The organism is Pantoea sp. OXWO6B1 (assembly GCF_001641135.1).
GTDB lineage: Bacteria > Pseudomonadota > Gammaproteobacteria > Enterobacterales > Enterobacteriaceae > Pantoea > Pantoea allii.
The window spans coordinates 3555168-3572296 of the sequence record NZ_LWLR01000001.1; the positions used below are offsets into that span (position 1 = coordinate 3555168).

16 protein-coding genes and 1 other annotated feature are annotated in these 17129 nt (G+C 56.1%); of the genes, 7 read left to right on the plus strand and 9 right to left on the minus strand.

Annotation, left to right across the window (positions count from 1 at the left end; genetic code table 11):
- Window positions 1–32: 32 nt before the first annotated feature.
- Entirely contained in the window at window positions 33–1190 is a 1158-nt protein-coding gene (gene dacD / locus A6A26_RS18740) for a serine-type D-Ala-D-Ala carboxypeptidase DacD (RefSeq protein WP_172823904.1), read from the minus strand.
- 197 nt (window positions 1191–1387) lie between these two features.
- Here dacD and sbcB point away from each other — a divergent pair, with 197 nt between their 5' ends.
- Complete coding sequence (sbcB, locus tag A6A26_RS18745; protein WP_063880130.1) at window positions 1388–2809, plus strand: exodeoxyribonuclease I; 1422 nt, start codon at window positions 1388–1390, stop codon at window positions 2807–2809.
- 47 nt (window positions 2810–2856) lie between these two features.
- On the opposite strand, the gene A6A26_RS18750 is transcribed toward sbcB, so the two are convergent.
- The 5 genes from A6A26_RS18750 to ltnD form a co-directional block, all read right to left on the minus strand.
- Window positions 2857–4212 carry a GntP family transporter gene (locus A6A26_RS18750; RefSeq protein ID WP_063880131.1) on the minus strand — a complete coding sequence of 452 codons (1356 nt, stop codon included), beginning with the start codon at window positions 4210–4212 and terminating at the stop codon, window positions 2857–2859.
- Window positions 4213–4338: 126 nt separating this feature from the next.
- Complete coding sequence (locus A6A26_RS18755; protein WP_063880132.1) at window positions 4339–5124, minus strand: HPr family phosphocarrier protein; 786 nt, start codon at window positions 5122–5124, stop codon at window positions 4339–4341.
- A complete protein-coding gene (locus A6A26_RS18760; protein ID WP_063880133.1) occupies window positions 5124–5750 on the minus strand; it encodes a 3-oxo-tetronate 4-phosphate decarboxylase in 627 nt (208 codons plus the stop codon). The genes A6A26_RS18755 and A6A26_RS18760 overlap by 1 nt, the downstream gene beginning before the upstream one ends.
- Window positions 5743–7005 (minus strand): 3-oxo-tetronate kinase, encoded by a 1263-nt coding sequence (gene otnK, locus A6A26_RS18765; protein ID WP_063881211.1) that lies wholly within the window; start codon window positions 7003–7005, stop codon window positions 5743–5745. The genes A6A26_RS18760 and otnK overlap by 8 nt, the downstream gene beginning before the upstream one ends.
- Window positions 7005–7910, minus strand: a complete 906-nt coding sequence (gene ltnD, locus A6A26_RS18770) for an L-threonate dehydrogenase (RefSeq protein ID WP_063880134.1) — start codon at window positions 7908–7910, stop codon at window positions 7005–7007. The genes otnK and ltnD overlap by 1 nt, the downstream gene beginning before the upstream one ends.
- A 264-nt stretch (window positions 7911–8174) precedes the next feature.
- Between ltnD and ygbI the strand changes: the two genes are divergently transcribed.
- On the plus strand, window positions 8175–8942 hold the full coding sequence (gene ygbI / locus A6A26_RS18775) for a DNA-binding transcriptional repressor YgbI (protein WP_063880135.1): 768 nt from the start codon (window positions 8175–8177) through the stop codon (window positions 8940–8942).
- A 54-nt stretch (window positions 8943–8996) separates the two neighbouring features.
- Here ygbI and A6A26_RS18780 read toward each other — a convergent pair whose 3' ends face one another.
- Both A6A26_RS18780 and A6A26_RS18785 read right to left on the minus strand, forming a co-directional pair.
- Window positions 8997–10355, minus strand: coding sequence for an APC family permease (locus A6A26_RS18780; RefSeq protein WP_063880136.1), 1359 nt, complete (start codon window positions 10353–10355; stop codon window positions 8997–8999).
- Window positions 10356–10730: 375 nt separating this feature from the next.
- Window positions 10731–12146, minus strand: coding sequence for a glutamine synthetase family protein (locus A6A26_RS18785; RefSeq protein ID WP_063880137.1), 1416 nt, complete (start codon window positions 12144–12146; stop codon window positions 10731–10733).
- Window positions 12147–12358: 212 nt separating this feature from the next.
- Between A6A26_RS18785 and puuD the strand changes: the two genes are divergently transcribed.
- The 3 genes from puuD to A6A26_RS18800 are packed head-to-tail and all read left to right on the plus strand — an operon-like array spanning window position 12359 to window position 14979.
- Window positions 12359–13120: a gamma-glutamyl-gamma-aminobutyrate hydrolase gene (gene puuD, locus A6A26_RS18790; protein ID WP_063880138.1), complete on the plus strand. Its 762-nt coding sequence runs from the start codon at window positions 12359–12361 to the stop codon at window positions 13118–13120.
- Entirely contained in the window at window positions 13117–13674 is a 558-nt protein-coding gene (puuR, locus tag A6A26_RS18795; RefSeq protein WP_063880139.1) for an HTH-type transcriptional regulator PuuR, read from the plus strand. Before puuD ends, puuR begins: the two co-directional genes overlap by 4 nt.
- Before the next feature lie 27 nt (window positions 13675–13701).
- Entirely contained in the window at window positions 13702–14979 is a 1278-nt protein-coding gene (locus A6A26_RS18800) for an NAD(P)/FAD-dependent oxidoreductase (RefSeq protein ID WP_063880140.1), read from the plus strand.
- A gap of 48 nt (window positions 14980–15027) precedes the next feature.
- Here A6A26_RS18800 and A6A26_RS18805 read toward each other — a convergent pair whose 3' ends face one another.
- Window positions 15028–15855, minus strand: a complete 828-nt coding sequence (locus tag A6A26_RS18805; protein ID WP_063880141.1) for an SDR family oxidoreductase — start codon at window positions 15853–15855, stop codon at window positions 15028–15030.
- Between the two features lie 178 nt (window positions 15856–16033).
- Between A6A26_RS18805 and hisL the strand changes: the two genes are divergently transcribed.
- The gene (gene hisL / locus A6A26_RS25600; RefSeq protein WP_100396937.1) at window positions 16034–16081 is read left to right on the plus strand and encodes a his operon leader peptide; all 48 of its coding nucleotides are present in this window, start codon (window positions 16034–16036) and stop codon (window positions 16079–16081) included.
- Window positions 16057–16177 (plus strand) — a sequence feature (His leader region). Its footprint overlaps the gene before it by 25 nt.
- 52 nt (window positions 16178–16229) lie before the next feature.
- The gene (gene hisG / locus A6A26_RS18810) at window positions 16230–17129 is read left to right on the plus strand and encodes an ATP phosphoribosyltransferase (RefSeq protein ID WP_063880142.1); all 900 of its coding nucleotides are present in this window, start codon (window positions 16230–16232) and stop codon (window positions 17127–17129) included.

A 17129-nucleotide genomic window follows, 5' to 3' on the forward strand; every position in this document is an offset into this window, starting at 1 on the left:
CTGCCCGACAGGCAGGTGCGCGTAGCGTAAGATTAAAACTTACGTTTCAGATAGTCAGAGAGGCGGCTAACTATGCCCGCTTCGTTTACAGCGCTGAGCGCCACCAGTGGATAACTGGCAATCTGCTTATCTTTGTCCATCACCTGGATTTCCCCAATGTTTTCATTGGCTTTCAGCGGCGCTTCCAGATCGGTACGTTGAATGACGTATTTGGCTTTGACGTTCGGGATTTCACTGCGCGGTAGCGACAGATAGACGTCCTCTGCCGTGCCCACTTCCACCTGGTGCGGATTACCATACCAGACATGCTCGCTGCCAATTTTCTTACCGGCATGGAACAGTTGCACCGTGTCGAAGGTATTCTGTCCCCAGACCAGCAGCTTGCGGGCCTGCTCTTCGCGCCCTTTGGCACTTTTACCGCCCATGATCACGGCAATCAGACGGTGCTGACCGACGACATTTGAAGCCACAATGTTGAACCCGGCCGTTTCGGTATGGCCCGTTTTCAGACCATCGACATGCAGGTTGTTATCCCACAGCAGGCCATTACGGTTGTTCTGGGTGATGCCATTCCAGGACAGGGTTTTCTCACGGTACATGGCATAGAAATCTGGCTCGCCGCTGATAATGGCGCGGGACAGTTTTGCCATGTCCCGCGCGCTGGAGAATTGTCCTGGTGCATCCAGACCGTGGACGGTTTCGAAATGGGTATTTGCCAGGCCCAGTTTCTCAACGTAGTGATTCATCAGCTTAACAAAATTGTCCTGGCTCCCGGCGACGTAATCGGCCAGCGCCACGCAGGCGTCATTGCCTGAGTCGATGATGACGCCACGGCTCAGGTCGCGCACAGTCAGTTTATCGCCTGGCTTAAGAAACATCAGCGAGGAACCTTTGAAGACCGGATTGCCCGCAGCCCAGGCATCTTTACCCACGGTGACCATATCGTCGCGGGTAATTTTCTTTTGATCGATCGCGCGATCGACCACATAACCGGTCATCAGTTTGGTCAGACTGGCAGGATTGCGGCGCTCGTCGGGATTGCCCGCGGTAAGAACCTGCCCCGTGGTGGCATCCATCAGCACCCATGACGCGGCATCAATCGCCGGTGGCGTCACGGGAAACGGCATATCGTCGGCCTGTGCCAGCGAAGCCCAAAAAACAGTTACGGTAATTAACAGACGCCTTTTCAACACTTCATCCTTAGTTGCGCAAATAAAACAGACGGGAACAGCCGGACGTTTTACGGCAAAAGCCTTAATAAGGTTTAAATAAATTGAAAAAAAATATGAACTGCTGCGCGCCGTTACGCAGCATTGCCCTGCACGGTTGTGCTGAAGCGCGCAGAAGACTATCCTGAACATTGATTTTTTGCAGACAGGACAGCGACGTGCCCGCCTCTGAATTAACTTTCTTGTTCCACGATTACGAAACCTTCGGCACCAGTCCATCCCTGGATCGTCCGGCGCAGTTTGCCGGTTTACGTACCGACAGCAACTTCAATCCGATTGGCGAGCCAGAGGTGTTCTATTGCCGTCCTCCGGATGATTACCTGCCCCAGCCCGAAGCGGTGATGATCACCGGCATTACGCCGCAAATTGCCGCCTCACGAGGCGTGAGCGAGGCTGAATTTGCCGCCCGCATTCATGCCCTGTTCACCACAGAGCAAACCTGCGTGGTGGGCTACAACAACGTACGTTTTGACGATGAGGTGACGCGGAATATTTTTTACCGCAACTTCTACGATCCCTATGGCTGGAGCTGGCAGAACGGTAACTCCCGTTGGGATTTACTGGACGTGATGCGCGCCTGCTATGCGCTGCGGCCCGAAGGCATTAACTGGCCAGAAAATGAAGACGGCTTTCCCAGCTTCCGGCTGGAGCACCTGACCAAAGCCAACGGCGTGGCCCATGAAAACGCCCATGATGCGATGTCAGATGTGTACGCCACACTTGCCATGGCAAAACTGGTTAAAGAGAAACAGCCCAAACTGTTTGAGTTTTTGTTTACGCATCGCAACAAAAACAAACTCATTCAACTGGTCGACATCCCCCAAATGAAACCGCTGGTGCACGTTTCCGGTATGTTTGGCGCGGCACGCGGCAATACCAGTTGGGTGGTGCCGCTCGCCTGGCATCCCGACAACCGTAATGCGCTCATCGTGGTGGATCTGGCCGGGGACATCACGCCGCTACTGGAACTGGATGCCGACAGCCTGCGCGCGCGTCTGTATACGCGCAAAAGCGATCTCGGCGATCTGGCAGCCGTTCCCGTTAAGCTGGTACATATCAATAAGTGTCCCGTGCTGGCACCGGCAAATACCCTGCGACCAGAAGATGCCGAGCGTTTGGGTATCGATCGTCAGTTCAGCCTGGATAACCTGGCGACGCTGCGACAACATCCTGAGGTGCGTGAAAAACTGGTGGCGATCTTTGCCGATGCGGACCCCTTCACGCCGTCGGATGATGTCGACACCCAGCTCTATGATGGTTTCTTTAGCGATGCCGATCGGGCGGGCATGAACATTATTCGCCAGACAGCACCGGCGAATCTGCCCGCGCTGGACCTGACGTTTGACAGCCCACGCGTGGCTAAGCTGCTGTTTCGTTACCGGGCGCGTAATTTTCCGGGCACCCTGGATGATGCCGAGCAGCAGCGCTGGCTGCAGCATCGACGCGAGGTGCTGAACCCGGAGAAAGTGCAGTCCTTCCTGATGGAGCTGGAATCCCTGGCCAGCCTGCATGAAAGCGACCAGGAAAAAGTGGCACAGTTGAAAGCGCTGTATCGCTATGCGCAGGAACTGGTGTCCTGACACTCAGACTGGCCGGGGAAAGCTAATCGCCTTTCCCGGCCAACGCATCAGATCACCCACCACAGCGCCCAGGTCAGAGCAAAACCACACAGCCCCATCAGGGTCGTCAGTACCGTCCAGGTTTTTAACCCATCTGCCACCGACAGGCCCAGATAGCGGGTCACCACCCAGAAGCCCGCATCGTTAACGTGAGACAGCCCAAGCCCACCGAAACAAATTGCCAGCGTCACCAGCACCCGATGCACATCATCAATGCCGCCGACGGCCTGCGTCAGTAAGCCACTGGTGGTGAGAATCGCGACGGTGGCCGATCCCTGAGAGGCGCGCAGCGCCAGTGACAGAATAAAGGCGGCAGGGATTAACGGCAGGTGCAGTGTTTCCAGCGCCAGGGCCAGCGCTTTACCTACGCCGGACTCAACCAGCACCTTACCAAAAGCGCCCCCTGCGCCCGCAACCAGAATCACGCTGGCCGATCCCGGAATCGCCCGTCCGGTCAGGTCTTCCAGCTTATCTTTGCTCCAGCCACGGCGGATGCCCAGTAGCCAGGCAGCCAGCCCTAATGCAATCAACAGCGCAACAGGCGGCGTGCCAATGACCGTCATCACTTTCCCCAGCAGGCTGTCTGGCGCCAGCAGTGAGTGCGACAACGTGCCCAGCACAATTAAAACAATGGGAACCACGATCAGGCCACTGATGGTCAATGCGCCCGGTGGGGCCGGCTCATTTTTCTTGATGGCACCTTCAGGCTTCGCCATCTGTAACTGTTCCAGCACCTCGACTGACAGATGATACTGACGGCGATTCATCACCCGGGCGACGTAATACCCTAAAATACCAACCGGGACAGAGATAAGAATCCCCAGCAGCATCAGCCAGCCCATATCGGTGTGCAAAATCGCTGCCGCCGCCGCCGCACCCGGATGAGTGGGCAATGCCACATGCACCGTTAACATCACCCCGGCCATCGGCAGGCCAAACTTTAAGGGGGAAACCCGAGCCACCTTGGTAAAGCCGTAGATCAACGGGATAACGATAATAAAGCCCACTTCAAAAAAGACCGGGATGCCCAGAATAAACGCCGCCATCGTCAGGGCGGCAACGGTCCGTTTCAGGCCCAGGGTTTTACTGAAGCGCTGGGCCAGCGACTCCGCTCCGCCGGAGGCTTCGATAATGGCCCCGAGCATGGCACCCAGCACAATAATAATGGTGATATGGCCCAGCAGCCCGCCCATGCCGCTGATAATCGTCTCCATGATTTTTTCAGCCGGGATACCGGTCGCTATCGCCACCAGCAGGCTGACAATCAGTAGCGCGACAAAGGGGTGCACTTTGGCTTTAATGACCAGCAGCAGCAGAATCACAATGCTGGCGGTCGCGATGGCTAACAGCAACGCAGTCGTCATGGTAAACCTCTGAGTAAATTATCTTTTTTAGAATTTTTGGCTACAGCTCAACCTGATGCTGGTGCGTATAAAAGACGACCAGAACTGCACCGGTGCTGACACACCGGTGTGATGTTTATCAATGCTTTAGCGGTTTTTTGCCCAGGGCGAGAACCAGTTCAGCCCCTGAACGGTGTCCCCGCGCGGGATATACTCACAGCCGATCCAGCCGTCATATCCCACCTCATCCAGTAAGCGGAACAGCCAGGGATAGTTGATCTCCCCTTCGTCCGGTTCGTGGCGGTCGGGGGCCGCGGCAATCTGCACGTGCCGGTAACGTCCCGCGTAATGGCGAATCAGATGGCTGAGGTTGCCGTCCACGATCTGGGCATGGAACAGATCAAGCTGAGTAAACACGTTGGGACGGTCGATCAGGTCGACCATCTCCAGCGTCTGATACTGGCTGGCATACAGATAGCGCGGTTTCGTCGTGGGATTTAACGCTTCGATTAATAGCCTGATGTTATGGGGTGCGAAGCGTTCTGCGGCGTAACGCATATTGCTGACAAAGGTGTCAACGTACTGCTGGCGATCCGCACCCGGCGGTACGGTGGCCGCCATGATATGCACCTGGGGGCAGTCAAGCGCCAGCGCGTAGGCCAGCGCGCTGTCGATATCGGCCCGTGCCTCCGCTTCCCGGCCAGGGATAGCGCTGACGCCCCATTCGCCAGCCGCAACGTTGCCCGGTGCCGTATTGAACAGCACCAGCTTTAGGCCGTTGTCATCCAGCAGCGGTTTTAGCTGCTCAGCCGAATAATCATAAGGGAACAGAAACTCCACCGCCTCAAATCCGGCCTGTGCGGCGGCGGCAAAGCGCTGCAGGAACGGCACCTCGTTGAACTGGGTAGACAGGTTGGCTGCAAACTTTGGCATTATCGGCTCCTGAGTTCGGCGACGTCGTCAGCGCTGAGATAGCGGATGGCCCGATCGCCCAGAGTAAAGATCAGGCGCGCGGTCTCTTCCAGTTCTTCGGTATTGTCCGCGGCTTCCTGCAGAGATTTACCCACCACGACCGGGCCATGGTTAGCCAGCAAAAACGCACGATAGCGCGGTGCCAGCTGTGCCAGATCTTCCGCCAGTCGCACGTCGCCGGGTTTGTAGTAAGGCACAACCGGCACATCGCCCACCCGCATCACCACGTAGGGCGTGAACGGGCGGATGCAGTTCTGGCTGTCCAGATTTTGCAGGCACGACAGCGCGGTCAGGTAGTGGCTGTGCAGATGAACGACCGCCTGGCAGTCCGGATTGTTCAGGTAGAGCGCCCGGTGAAAGGCGATTTCTTTTGAGGGCTTATCCCCGGCAAGCCATTCCCCCTGTAACGTGACCGTTGACAGACGGCTGGCATCCAGCGCTCCCAGGCAGGAGCCGGTGGGTGTTGCCAGCAGATTGCCGTCGTCCAGCAGCAGGGAAAGGTTGCCGGCTGACCCGGTGGCATAACCGCGCTGGAAGAACGACGCACCGAGTTTGACCATCTCTTCACGGGCCTGTTGTTCAGTCATGGGGAAACTCCGTTTGCGCGCGACGGAAAAAGTGCTCGTCGCCAAAATTACCGGATTTGAGCGCCAGCGACAGCGGCTGCTGTATATCTCTGACCCAGGGAACACCTGGCGAGATCACCGGGCCAATATGAAACGCGGTGACGCCCAGGCTTTGGGCGACCACGCCCGAGGTTTCGCCGCCCGCGACAATAAAACGCTGCCAGCCGCGGGATTGCAGTTCCCGGGCCACCTGCGCAAACAGCTGCTCGACCGCTTCACTACTGCGCTGCGCGCCATATTGCTGTTGGATCGACTGCAGCTGTTGGGCCTCGGCGGTGGCAAATAACATCGGGGCCAGCGGTCCATCGCTATTTTCTGCAACCCAGTCACAAAGCACCTGTGCGTAATGTTCATCACTGAGACAACGCTCGACGCTGATCGCCTGGGCTGGTGCCTGCTGTTGATAGGCCGTGACCTGGCGATGAGTCATCTGTGAACAGGAGCCGGACAGCACGACGGCCCGCTCACCCTGGGGATAACCGGCACGCTGCGCCTGACGTTTATCGCCGCTGTCGCCTGACCACTGACGTGCCAGGCCAATCGCCAGCCCGGAGCCACCGGTAACCAGCCGCCTGTCCTGCAGCGCCTGGCCCTGTGCTAACAGATGCTGCTCACTGAGCGTATCAATCACCACATAGTTAACGCCCTGCTCGCGCAGTTGATCCAGCTGCTGCTTTATCGCCATGGCACCCTGATCCACGGTGGCGGCAGAAATGAGACCGGCTGTTCCCGTACTCTGACTTTCCATCAGCCGTAGCAGATTGCTGTCACTCATTGGCGTAACCGGATGATGACGCATGCCAGAGTCGGACAGCAGCTGTTCACCGACAAACAGATGGCCCTGATAAACGGTGCGACCGTTCACCGGCAGGGCCGGACAGATTACCGTTTGCGTCTCATTCAGCTCAGCCAGCAGCGCATCGGTGACCGGGCCAATATTGCCGCCGCGCGTGCTGTCGAAGGTGGAACAGTATTTGAAATAAAAACGTTCACAGCCTTGCTGTTGCAGCCAGCGCAGCGCGTTGAGCGACAGTGCCACCGCCTGATCAGCCGGACAGGAACGTGACTTAAGGCTGATCACAATGGCCTGCGCATCAGACGGCGCGTCCGCCTGAGGGATGCCGTTAAACTGAATCGTGGACAGGCCGTTTTGCACCAGAAAGCTGGCAATGTCGGTTGCGCCGGTAAAGTCATCGGCAATCACACCTAAACGTATCATGCTTTCTCCTGGCGCTGCGGCAGCGTAATCCCGCTGAAGATTTTAATGACCGCGCTGTCATCCTCGCACCCAAAACCGGCATTGCTGGCTTCGGTGAACATAGTGAGTGCGGTGGACGCCAGCGGCAGCGGGAAATGCAGGGCTTGCGCAGTATCGGCGACCAGATTCAGGTCTTTCACAAAGATGTCGACGGCTGAGGTTGGGCGGTAATCGCCGTCAACAACGTGGCGCATGCGGTTTTCAAACATCCACGAATTCCCTGCGGCATTGGTGACCACCTCATACATCGTATCCAGGGGAATCCCGGCGCGGGCGGCCAGCGCCATCGCTTCGGCCCCGACGGCAATATGCACGCCAGCCAGAAGCTGATGAATGATCTTGACCGTGGAACCCTGACCGATTTCGCTCCCGACGCGGTAAACCTTCGCCGCCACCGCGTCCAGCACCGGCTGCAACGCCGCAAACGCCGCATCGCTGCCTGACGCCATGACGGTCATGTCGCCTGTCGCGGCTTTGGCGGCACCGCCTGACACCGGCGCGTCCAGCATCAACAGTTGATGGTCAGCCAGCCCTTGTTCGATTTGCTTTGCATCCTGGGCGGACAGGGTTGAGGAGACCATGACCACCGTGCCGGGTCGAAGCCTGGCAGCCAGTCCCTCTTCGCCAAACAGGATGGCGTTAACCTGCTTCGCGTTGACCACCAGCAGCAGCACGGCATCAAGCTGCTCAGCAAACGCGTGCGCTGAGGTCTGCGCATCGCGCGCGCCAGCCTGACGCAGTGTCTCCAGCGCCAGCGGATTCAGATCGACGCCCCACGTTGACAGCCCTGCCCGGATACACGACTGCGCCGCGCCCATTCCCATTGAACCTAAGCCTATGACACAGACTTGTGAAACTGGCATCGGTGGCCTCCCTTGTTAAATTAAGTGAATTTTTGATTTCTGTTGTTGATAGTGCCAATAAAGTGCGCACAAAAACGTGCCTTAATTCACATAAATTAACGCAAAAGGATCGATGTTAAACATTTATTCACACTGGGAATGCGCCGGCCCCGACTGTTCACTGCCTTTAACAGCCGGTTCAGCGGGGGAAACCGCGTTAAAATTTCCGTGTGTCTACGTGAGCCGATGCTCTACAATGTGAAAAAATGATAAATCGAGGTAGTTATGATCCCCGTTGAGCGTCATCAACAGATCCTGGCTCTGGTGGCAGAGCGCGGCGTCATGAGCATTGCCGAGCTCACGGAGCGGTTTGGCGTGTCACATATGACCATTCGCCGCGATGTGCAAAAGCTGGAAGAGCAAGGCGCGGTGCTGTCGGTGTCGGGTGGCGTGCGTTCCGCTAACCGGCTGGCCAGTGAGCCCTCGCATCTGACCAAGACGGCCCTGTTCAATGAGCAGAAGAAGGCGATAGGACGACTGGCGGCCCAGCATATTCCGCGCAACAGCTGTATTTATCTGGATGCCGGCACCACCACGCTGGCACTGGCACGGGAAATCGCCGAGCGGGACGATTTGTTAGTGGTGACCAATGATTTTATGGTGACCAATTTGCTGATGGAGACAAGTCGTTGTCGGGTCATTCATACCGGCGGCACAGTATGTCGCGATAATCGCTCCTGCATTGGCGATGCGGCAGCGCGCAGCCTGCGCCAGTTGGCGATCGATATTGCGTTTGTTTCCACCTCAAGCTGGGGACTGCGTGGATTGTTTACGCCGGATGAAGATAAAGTGGCGGTGAAGCAGGCGGTATGTGACGTCAGCAGCAAACGTGTGCTGCTTAGTGACAGCTCTAAATACGACAAAATCGCCACCTGGCTGGCCTTACCGCTGGAGACGTTCGATGTCATTATTACCGACAGTCAGCTGAATGCGACGGGACGCGAAGCGTTGAGTACGGGGAGCTGGGAATTGGTGATCGCGCGGGAAAACTGAATGGATGCTGCCCTGCTCTGCTCCCGTCATCGGGAACAGAACAGGGCCAGGGTCTTACACTTCTTCGCTAAACTGCGGAACAGGATTGCGGAAACTGCGGGTCACAAACGCCAGATAAATAATACCAATGGCAGCCCAGATCAGGCCCAGCACCATTGAGCTTTGCTCCAGGTTTACCCACAGCGCACCCACGGTCAGCGCGCCCAGCATCGGCAGAACCAGATACTGGAAGTGATCGTTAAGGGTTTTGTTACGTTTTTCACGTACCCAGTACTGCGCGATCACCGACAGGTTCACGAAGGTAAAGGCCACCAGCGCACCAAAGTTAATCAGCGCGGTGGCGGTGACCAGGTCAAAGTTAATCGCCATCAGCGCCACGGCGCCGACCAGAATCACGTTCAGGGACGGCGTGCGCCATTTGGGATGGATATAACCGAAGAAACGCTCCGGGAAGACACCATCACGGCCCATCACATACATCAGACGTGAAACACCCGCGTGCGCCGCCATACCGGAAGCCAGTACCGTGACCACAGAGAAGACCAGGATACCGACCTGCAACGCTTTACCCGCCACGTACAGCATGATTTCAGGCTGTGAGGAGTCCGGCTCTTTAAAGCGCGAGATGTCCGGGAAGTACAGCTGCAGGAAGTAGGACGCCACGATAAACATCAGGCCACCAATCAGCGCGGTCAGGAAAATCGCACGCGGAATGGTCCGCTCTGCATCTTTGGTTTCTTCCGACAGCGAGCTGATGCCGTCAAAGCCCAGGAACGAGAAACACAGAATGGTCGCCCCCGTAATCATCGGCACCACATGGGCGTTCTCCGACCAGAACGGCTTGCTGCTGACCACGGTTCCCGCGCCTTCACCGTGCGCCACACCGTAAATCACCATGGCCGTAATCCCGACCATCACCACAACCTGCAGGATCACAATCACGCTGTTGAAGTTGGCAACGGTTTTGATGCCCTTAAGGTTGGACAGCGTCATAAAGCCGACCAACAGCACCACGAAAATCCACGACGGGATACCTGGCACCAGGGTTTCAAAATAGTTTTTTGCCAGCAGGATGTTAATCATCGGCATGAACAAATAGTCCAGCAGCGATGACCAGCCCACCATAAAGCCGACATGCGGACTGATTGCCTTTTGAGCGTAGGTATAAGCGGAGCCCGCAGATGGGAAGCGGCGTACCAGCTTACCGTAACTCACGGCAGTGAACAGAATCGCAATCAGGGCGAAAGCATAAGCGGTAGCAACGTGACCGTCGGTCAGACCCGAGACAATCCCAAAGGTATCAAACAGGGTCATCGGCTGCATGTAGGCTAAGCCCATCATGACAACCGGCAATAACGTCAGCGTTTTTTTCAGTTGAGCACGTTGTGGTGCAGCAGAGGTATTAAGCGACATGCTTCAGTCCTCCTTGCGCAGCAACCTGACTGGGTTGACTCACAAGGATACTGCGCATTAAGCGACAGGGAGTAAGGTTTGCGGCAAGCGCGGCGCCGTAGTCGTCACGAAAACGTGTACCAGCCTGAGCCGGTAGAGTATTAAACATCCCCATCTTTACATCCTCTATCTCACGCCAATGCGTGTTTTCAGTGTTTATCTATCCGGGTACGCGCCCGGCCTCGGTTGTGTCAGCGAAAATTCACTCTGTGATAACGTGCAAAAAAATAACCGGCGCGGTGAGCGTCGGTTATGTTCTGAATTTGCAGGGGGCGTATTTTGCCCCAACCCAACGCATTATTTCAAGACGTTGTCGCATAGAATGCAAAATATTAATCAGGCGTTCTTTAACATCCAATCAATTTCCGTGGAAGTGATTAACCTTTCGAACTGCATTAGTTCATAATTTTTACAGCTAAACCACACTTTGGCAAACTTCTCACCCAGTAACTTTTGTAAAGGGTTGCTGTTTTCAAATTCATAAAGGGCATCACTTTGCCGTATCGGTAATGCCAGCCCTTCCGCCTCATGACCGTTACCTTTTACCGGCTGCGGTAAGGAGAGCGGCGTATCAAGACCGTGCAACATCCCGGCTAAAATCGCTGACATCACCAGATACGGATTCGCATCCGCCCCGGCAACCCGATACTCAATACGACGACTTTCTATATCGCCACAGGGGATGCGCAGCGCCACCGTGCGGTTGTTATGGCCCCAGGATGCCTGTAACGGCACATAGGCTTCCGGTACAAAACGGCGGTAGGCATTCACGTTCGGTGCCAGTAGCGCCATGGAAGCTGGCATTAAATCAATCATGCCGGCCAGGGTGCGTTTCAGCAGCGGTGAGTCGCTGCCGTCGTCGCAGGCAAAGGCATTATGGTCGGCCGCATCCAGCATACTGATATGCACGTGCATGCCACTGCCTGCATAGTCCTCATAGGGCTTCGCCATGAAGGTCGCCGTCATGCCGTGATTTTCAGCCACCTGACGAATCAGGCGCTTAAGCTGAATGGCGTGGTCGCAGGCGATCAGTACGTCCCGTGTATGGTGCAGGTTGATTTCAAACTGCCCAGGCGAGGCTTCTGCCAGCGCGCCGTCGGCTGGAATCCCCTGCAGGCGGGCCAGCGTGTCGATATCCCGTAGTACATCGGAGAAGTGATCAAGGTTGTCCAGAGAATAGACCTGGCTCTGCATATTGCGCTCGTCGCTGCCCGGCGCACAGGGCGGCTGAATAAAGCCTTCGGCATCGCGCTTTTTATCGACCAGATAGAACTCCAGCTCTACCGCTACCACCGGAAAAAGCCCTCGGTTACGCAGCTGTTGCCACAGCCGGTTCAGGACATTTCGGGGTTCAACGTCAAAGGGAGTGCCATCTTGGTTGCACATGGTTAACAGCAGTTGTGCAATGTGTTGCGGATCGGCGGCAGAGGGAACGAGCGTATCCGGAATGGGGAGGCAAAGATTATCGGGCTCGCCGAGAGACTGTCCCAGCCCGGCGTCTTCAACGGTGTTGCCAAGAATATCCATGGCAAACACAGAAGCGGGGAAGTAGCAGCCCTTCTCCAGCTTCGCTAACGCGGAAACCGGGATGCGCTTACCACGAAAAACACCATTTAAATCATTCAGTAAAATATCAACGTACTGCGTTTCAGGGTGGCGCTCCAGCCAGTTTTTCACCTCTTGCTGGAACGCGCTGGTTCGTCTCTCTTCACTGTGCAACGTGAAGTCTTCTACTTCTACCAGGTTAGTCATGATTTCATCCGCCTTTAACCACAAAATGGGAGTGCGTAATGCTCAAAAAAACGGCCACACCTCTAACATAGCGCTAACACAAAAAGTGTGCAAATGTAACAAATCTGTTTGAAGATTCAGCGATGGGTTGCTAGATTGACAAAATATTGCACACTTAACCGTCAGTTATGCCCTTTTCGTCAAATATTTTGAACAGCTGTTGAGGGGGAAGCATGGGCATTATTTTTGACAAGCCGTTGATTGGCGTAGTGATGTGCCAGACTCATCACCAGGGCCATCCCGTCCAGTCGGTGCATAATAAATATCTTGATGCTGTCGTTATCGCCGGTGGCGCGCCGCTCGCTCTGCCTCATCAGCTTATGGCTGCCCCGCATCTATTAGAAAACGCTATGGCTGCACTGGACGGCATCTTACTGACCGGCAGCCCAAGCAACCTTGAACCCTGGCTGTATGGTGAACAAGGCGAGGAACCGGACGCGGATGCAGGACGGGATCGTCTGGCCTTTAACCTGATTACGCACGCCGTGGGCAAACAGCTGCCGTTATTTGGCATTTGCCGCGGCATGCAGGAGCTGGTGGTGGCTAACGGCGGTGCACTTTATCGTCACCTTAATCAGCATCCCCAGTTTCAGCGCCATCACGATGATGATGCCGCCCCGCTCCCCCAGCAGTACGCACCCGCTCACGACGTCAATATTGAACCCGGCGGATTACTGGCCGCGCTGCTGGGTACTGCGCCGTTAAGCGTAAACTCGGTGCATCATCAAGGCGTTCGTGAAGCCGGGCCTCAGCTGCGCATTGAAGCCCGATCGCCGGACGGACTGATTGAGGCCATAAGCCTGGCCAGACATCCTTTCGCGCTGGCCGTGCAGTGGCATCCAGAATGGCAGTTGAAACCCGCGACGCCTTCCTTTCAGCTGTTTAACGGCTTTATTCAGGCCGCGCATCTCTACAAACGGGAAAAGCAACAATGAGCGATGCGACCGAGGCTCCCGGGCGACGCCTGTCGCAGATTCGCCAGGCGATGGGCTTATCCCAACGGCGCGTTGCTGAACTGGCTGGCCTCACCCACAGCGCGATCAGCACCATTGAGCAGGACAAGGTCAGCCCGGCGGTCAGTACGCTGCAAAAGCTGTTAAAAGTCTATGGCCTGTCGCTGTCGGAGTTTTTCTCTGAGCCGAAGGGGCAGGATGGGCCAAAAGTGGTAGTGCGCGCCGGGGATCTGCTGGAGATCGGCAGCCAGGGCGTTTCACTGAAGCTGATTGATAACGGCACCACCCGGCGAGCCCTGGGCATGCTGCTGGAGACGTATCAACCCGGTGCCAGTACCGGGGAAAAGTTACGTCACGCGGGTGAAGAAACCGGCACGCTGCTGGAAGGCCAGATTGTACTGGAGATAAACGGTCAGCAATTTCACCTCTCTGCCGGTGAGAGTTATGTCATCGATACGGGCCTGCCACACAGTTTTACCAACCCTGCCGATGTGCCTTGTCGCATCGTCAGCGCCCATACGCCCGCTAATTTTTAACCCGGGTCGACAGCCAAGGAGCTTAATATGAATTATGTGGAAAATTACTACACTGCGACAAGGAATCCACATGCGCCCTGGCCGGTATTACAGGAGAGCGTTCAGTGTGACGTTTGCATCATTGGCGCGGGGTTTACCGGATTATCCGCCGGGCTGTTTTTAACCGAGGCCGGCTACGATGTGGTCCTGCTTGAAGCGTCACGTGTCGGCTTTGGTGCCAGCGGCCGTAACGGCGGACAGGCGGTCAACTCTTACAGCCGTGATGTGGATGTGATTGAGCAACGTTACGGCAACGATACCGCGAAAATGCTGGGCAGCATGATGTTTGAAGGCGGTGATATCATCCGTGACCGCATCGATCGTTACGCGATTGCCTGCGACTATCGGCCTGGCGGAATTTTTGCTGCTTTTAATGCCCGTCAGATGGCGCACCTGGCCAGGCAAAAAGCAGCATGGGCGCGCTATGGTAATCATGAGCTTGAACTGCTGGATGAACGTGGGATTCGGCGCGAAGTGGCAAGTGAACGCTATGTCGGCGGTTTGCTCGATAAACGTGGGGCACATTTGCATCCCCTCAACCTGGCATTGGGCGAAGCCGAAGCGATTCGCCGTCACGGCGGGCGCATTTATGAGCAGTCCGCCGCGTTAAGCGTCAACTATGGCTCACCTAATCGGGTGAAAACCGCTCAGGGAGAAGTCAGCGCCACGTTCCTGATTTTTGCGGGTAATGCCTATTTACCTTCCGAACTGGAGCCGCGCCTGAGCCGAAAAAGTATGCCCTGCGGCTCGCAGATTATTGCCACCGAACCGCTGTCCCGCGATCAGGCCCTGGCGCTGTTACCCAATAATTATTCGGTAGAGGACTGTAATTATCTGCTGGATTATTTTCGCCTGAGCGCTGACAACCGCCTGCTCTACGGCGGCGGAGTGATTTACGGCGCGCGGGAACCCGCCGACGTAGAGAAAATAATCCGCCCTAAGATGCTGCGCACCTTTCCGCAGTTACATAACGTGAAACTCGATTTCGCCTGGAGCGGCAATTTTCTGCTGACGATGTCACGTATGCCGCAGTTTGGTCGGCTGGAAAACAATGTCTATTTTATGCAGGGCGACAGCGGTCATGGCGTCACCGCAACCCATCTCTCCGGCAAACTGATCAGCGAAGTGCTGCGTGGCGATGCGGAACGCTTTGACGCTTTCGCCAGACTGCCTCATCTGCCCTTCCCTGGCGGACGGCGGTTTAAAGTGCCGCTGACGGCAATGGGCGCAGCCTGGTATGCGCTGCGCGACAGGCTCGGCGTCTGACGGCCGGTTCATACATTCACTCATTGCCCGGCGAGGGGAAAACCGGGCTTATTCCAGAGGCATTTTTTGCGGGTCATCGTAGCGGTACTCAAAACCCAGCTCGTGACAAATCCGCGAACCGTCTATTAGCTTACCGCTGTCGTCACCGGCTTCAGGCGCAAAGGTCGGTGGCGTCATGCCCAACTGGCGTGAGACGCCGGGGTAGAACTGCGCACGAGACGGATGTTTCAGAGAGCACAGGTTGAACGTGCGCCCGCCTTTAGGCGTTTGTAACAGCAACAGGATGGCCTCTACCACATCATCAAGGTGAACCAAATTGACACCATGTGAACCGTTGGGCAGCGCCAGCTTACCGGCCAGGAAACGTCCCGGATGACGCTTTGGCCCCACCAGCCCTGCCAGACGCAGAATATCCACGCTGGTGCCAGGTAAATCATGCAGCCAGTTTTCCAGCTCCACCAGCGTTTTGCCCGCCGTGGTTTCCGGTTGCAAGGCGCTTTTTTCGGTTTTGATGCCTGAGCTGCCGCCATAGACGGATGTCGAGCTGGTAAAGATAATACGCGGTACGTTACGGGCCAGCGCCGTGTCTACCACGTTTTGCACCGCCTGTACGTAAGCGTCCCCGCCCTCTGCCGTGCGGCTGGCGGGCAAGGTGACGACCAGCGCGTCAACGTCGAACAGCACGTCCAGATCTTCCGCATCGCAGATAAGGTCGGGCGTCAGTTCCAGTTGAAACGCGTCGATACCGCAGCGACGGGCCGCCTCAACGCCATCCGGCGTGGTTTTACTGCCGGTGACCTGCCAGCCTCTGGCGGTTAACGCCGTGGCTAACGGCATGCCCAGCCAGCCCAGTCCTACTATTGCGACCTTTTTCATTTTGTCTCCTGCTGCAGACTTCAAGATGTTCTCATCTTAAGCCTCCGCTGAGTTGCAAACCAGTTCAAAGTGTTTCGGCGCTTTGCGAATAACAACATTAAAAAAGAGTTGCCAATTTCAACTATCTTCGTTAGGTTAATTCCACACAAATGAATAACTTTTCATTATCGAGAATTTTATGACACGCGTTCAGTTCAATCATCATCACCACCATCACCCTGACTAGTCTTTCAGGCGATGTGTGCTGGAAGACGTCTAGGATCTTCCAGTGGTGCGAACGCAAGAGAACCCCCGGAAGATCGTCTTCCGGGGGTTTTTTTATGGGCTGACGCAAATCAATCATTCAGGACAGGTCAATCAAGGGGACAGGAACGATGTTAGACAATAGCCGTTTACGCATAGCTATGCAGAAATCAGGTCGATTAAGCGATGATTCACGCGAGCTGCTGGCACGCTGTGGTATCAAAATTAATCTTCAGCAACAGCGTCTGATCGCCTTTGCGGAAAATATGCCTATTGATATCCTGCGGGTGCGCGATGACGATATTCCGGGACTGGTAATGGACGGCGTAGTGGATCTGGGTATTATCGGCGAGAACGTGCTGGAAGAAGAGATGCTGAACCGCCGCGCGCAGGGCGAAGACCCGCGTTATTTCACGCTGCGTCGCCTGGATTTTGGCGGTTGCCGCCTGTCACTGGCCATGCCGGTTGACGACGCGTACAGCGGCCCGCAGGGCCTGAACAATGCCCGTATCGCCACCTCCTATCCTCACCTGTTAAAACAGTATCTCGACAAGCAAGGCGTCAACTTTAAATCCTGTTTATTAAACGGCTCGGTAGAAGTGGCACCGCGTGCCGGTCTGGCCGACGCGATCTGCGACCTGGTCTCCACCGGCGCGACGCTGGAAGCGAACGGCCTGCGCGAAGTAGAAGTCATTTATCGCTCAAAAGCCGTGCTGATTCAGCGCGACGGCGAGATGCCAGCCGCCAAGCAGGAGCTGATCGATAAAATGATGACCCGCATTCAGGGCGTGATCAAAGCGCGTGAATCGAAATACATCATGTTACACGCGCCAAGCGAGCGTCTGGAAGACGTGATCAGCCTGTTGCCGGGTGCCGAACGCCCGACTGTCCTGCCGCTGGCGGGCGATGTCAGCCGCGTGGCAATGCACATGGTGAGCAGCGAGACGCTGTTCTGGGAAACCATGGAAAAACTCAAAGCGCTGGGTGCCAGTTCTATTCTGGTGTTGCCAATCGAAAAAATGCTGGAGTAA

Bases quoted from the DNA above. Each gene is read 5' to 3' on its own strand.
- A6A26_RS18805 (WP_063880141.1), bottom strand. From the start codon at position 15,855: ATGAAAAAGGTCGCAATAGTAGGACTGGGCTGGCTGGGCATGCCGTTA.
- puuR (WP_063880139.1), top strand. From the start codon at position 13,117: ATGAGCGATGCGACCGAGGCTCCCGGGCGACGCCTGTCGCAGATTCGC.
- A6A26_RS18750 (WP_063880131.1), bottom strand. From the start codon at position 4,212: ATGACGACTGCGTTGCTGTTAGCCATCGCGACCGCCAGCATTGTGATT.
- hisG (WP_063880142.1), top strand. From the start codon at position 16,230: ATGTTAGACAATAGCCGTTTACGCATAGCTATGCAGAAATCAGGTCGA.
- puuD (WP_063880138.1), top strand. From the start codon at position 12,359: ATGGGCATTATTTTTGACAAGCCGTTGATTGGCGTAGTGATGTGCCAG.
- ygbI (WP_063880135.1), top strand. From the start codon at position 8,175: ATGATCCCCGTTGAGCGTCATCAACAGATCCTGGCTCTGGTGGCAGAG.
- A6A26_RS18780 (WP_063880136.1), bottom strand. From the start codon at position 10,355: ATGTCGCTTAATACCTCTGCTGCACCACAACGTGCTCAACTGAAAAAA.
- A6A26_RS18760 (WP_063880133.1), bottom strand. From the start codon at position 5,750: ATGACTGAACAACAGGCCCGTGAAGAGATGGTCAAACTCGGTGCGTCG.
- A6A26_RS18800 (WP_063880140.1), top strand. From the start codon at position 13,702: ATGAATTATGTGGAAAATTACTACACTGCGACAAGGAATCCACATGCG.
- A6A26_RS18755 (WP_063880132.1), bottom strand. From the start codon at position 5,124: ATGCCAAAGTTTGCAGCCAACCTGTCTACCCAGTTCAACGAGGTGCCG.
- ltnD (WP_063880134.1), bottom strand. From the start codon at position 7,910: ATGCCAGTTTCACAAGTCTGTGTCATAGGCTTAGGTTCAATGGGAATG.
- A6A26_RS18785 (WP_063880137.1), bottom strand. From the start codon at position 12,146: ATGACTAACCTGGTAGAAGTAGAAGACTTCACGTTGCACAGTGAAGAG.